Source organism: Novosphingobium sp. 11B (genome assembly GCF_054589055.1).
On sequence record NZ_BAAILP010000203.1, the window covers coordinates 8367 to 11030 of the forward strand.

The 2664-nt window shown below is 70.2% G+C and carries 1 protein-coding gene; it reads right to left on the reverse strand.

Features of this window, described 5'->3' with window-relative positions:
• The coding region (locus ACYPYD_RS18385) for a M1 family metallopeptidase (protein ID WP_459664680.1) at positions 1-2550 on the reverse strand (2550 nt) is incomplete at its 3' end.
• Positions 2551-2664: the final 114 nt, after the last annotated feature.

The window sequence follows — 2664 nt, forward strand, 5'->3', positions numbered from 1 at the left end:
GAGCAGCCCGCAATTGCGCACCCGCTCGACCGCGCGGTCCAGTTCGAGCGCCCCCGGCGTCGCCGCGAACGCCGCCTTGAAGTCCCGTGCGATCCGGTCCGCCCAGGCCACCGAGCAGAACCGTCCGAGCATCTGCGGCAACCGCGTCGAAACCGCCTGCCCATCCGCCCCGCCGAGCAACGCCCCAACGTGGGACAGCGCCCAGCCATACCCGTATTCCCGGCTGGCACTGCGCGCCATGATACCGTCGAGCAGATCGCGCCGCTCGCTCTCGCGCAGGCGCGGATCGTCGAGCGAAAGCAGCCACGCCGCCATCGCCGGAAAGCCCGTGCGCGCCGCCGCGCCAAGCGCTGCCGGGCGGAATACCGGGTCCTCCGAAGCCAGCGCCTTGTCCACCAGCGTGCGCACCGCCGCTCCATCGCGATCGTAGAGGTACAGATCGAACGCATGGTCGAACCACGCCGGGTCGAGGGCAGCCCCATCACCCGCCAGATAAGCCACGGCAGCCGCGCCAAGCTGCTTTCGCAGCTGCCGCCCGGCGCCGGTGCCGACGAGCGCATTGACCACCTGCACCCGCCGCTGCGCGCGTGCCGCTCCCTCACGCGCATAAACGCCCGCGCGCGGGTCGAAGCCATACTCCTTCAGGAGCGGCCCGTAGAGCTTCTCGCGCAGGAGCCGGAACCCCCGCCGTCCCGGTGCGCCGACGATGTTCTCGCGCACCAGCTTCGACAGCGCCTTGTCGGCGGCGTCGGCGGCATGAGGATCGGGGTGCCGGATCAGCTTGCGCTCCAGCCGCGCCATCTCGCCGATGGTGCCGCGCCCCGCGCGGATCGAAGCCCAGAGCGAATCGACCAGCGCCAGTGCCTCGCCGCCCGGCAGGCGGTCGGCCCCGGCGATCAGTTCCTGCCAGTGGCCGGCGGTCAGCTCGAAGCGGTAGTAGCCGGTGCCGCCCGCGTTGGGGAACACCGGCCCCTCTCCGGGCAGCATGAAGCTCTGCGTGTGCTGGTCCATGATGAAGCAGCGGCGCGCTTCTCCCCCTTTGCCATCCCGGCGTCGCAGGCACAGCGGGATCGTCCAGCGCGTTTCGGGCGGCGCGACGCCCGCCGTGGTGTAGCGCAACTGCGTGACCATGATCCGGTCCCCGTCGCGCCGCATGGCAAGGAGCGGCACGCCCTGCTGCTCGACGAAGCTGCGCATCGCCGGCACCAGCTTGGGATTGCCTGCGACTTCGGCGAGCGCGGCGAAGAAGTCCTCGCTGGTGGCGGTGCCCCCCGCATGCGCGGCGATATACCGGCGCACACCCTCGCGGAACCGCTCGTCGCCCAGCCATGCCGCGACCATGCCAACGACGTGGCCGCCCTTGCCGTACGTGATAGCATCGAAGGCAGATTCGATCCGGCGGCTGTCCGTGATGGGCTGGCGCACCGGCCGACCCGCGAGCAGAGCGTCGGTTTCCATCGCCTCGAATCCGGTGCCCAGCGCATCTCCGGCGATGCCGAGGTCCGGGCGCCAGGCGTCACCGATGCGGTAGCCGATCCAGTTGGCGAAGCTCTCGTTCAGCCACAAGTCGTCCCACCATGCCGGAGTGACGAGATCGCCGAACCACTGATGGCCGAGTTCGTGCGCCACGATCGTGCCGAAGGCGCGCTGGCGGGTGACCGGCGCCCCGGCATCCACCACCAGCAGGTCGTCGCGATAGAGCGCCGCGCCCGCGTTCTCCATGGCGCCGGGCAGGACCGGCGTGGTGATCTGGTCCAGCTTGGGGAAGGGAAAGGGCGTGCCGAAATAATCCTCCAGCAGCCCGGTGATGCGGCGCGTACCGTCAAGCGCGAAAGCCAGCCTGTCGGCGTTCTGCCGGGTCGAGACGATGCGCAGGGGCAAAGACTTCGCCTCCCCCGCCAGCGAAGCGAACGGGCCGACCATCATCGCGACGAGGTATGTCGGCAGCGGTGCGGTGGGCGCGAAGCGGTGCACCTCCAGCCCGTTCTCGATGACCGGCGGCCCGGCTTCGGGCGCATTGCCGATCGCGGTCAGGCCCTTGGGCGTGCGCAGGGTGAGGGTGAAGGGCGTCTTGAAGCCAGGCTGGTCGAAGCCGGGGAACGCGGCGCGGGCATCGATCGCCTCGAAATGGGACCAGACATGCCATGCGCCTTCGACCTGCTCGCGGAACAGTCCGGCAGGTCCGTCGGCAAAGGGGGCGCCGTAATCGAAGGCCAGCGTGACCGGCCCGGCGGGCAGGTCTTCCGGGAATTCGATTCGCGCGACGCCGATGGGGTCGATCTGCTGCCAGCGCCCGGCAACCGACCGGCCCTTTGCCCGCGCCATGACGCGCGACACGTCGAGCCCGCGCCCGTGCAGCACGATGGAAGAGGCCGGCGCGGCGAGCACGACGTCGATCTCGACATGCCCGGAAAAGCGCGGACGGGACGGATCGATGGTGAGGTCCAGCCGGTAGGCCGCAGGTTTGGCAGTGTCGTCGAGCCGCCCGAGCGGGACCGATTGCGCCTGCGCGGCTACGGTCATGCTGCCGAACAGAAGGGCAAGCAGCATCACGATACGTCGTCCCGGACTTGATCCGGGACCGCTGGCCGTGACCCGGCCGCCGGCCAGCGCGTGCAACGCGCTTCTGCCCAAGGATCGCCACCTGTCCCGGATCAAGTCCGG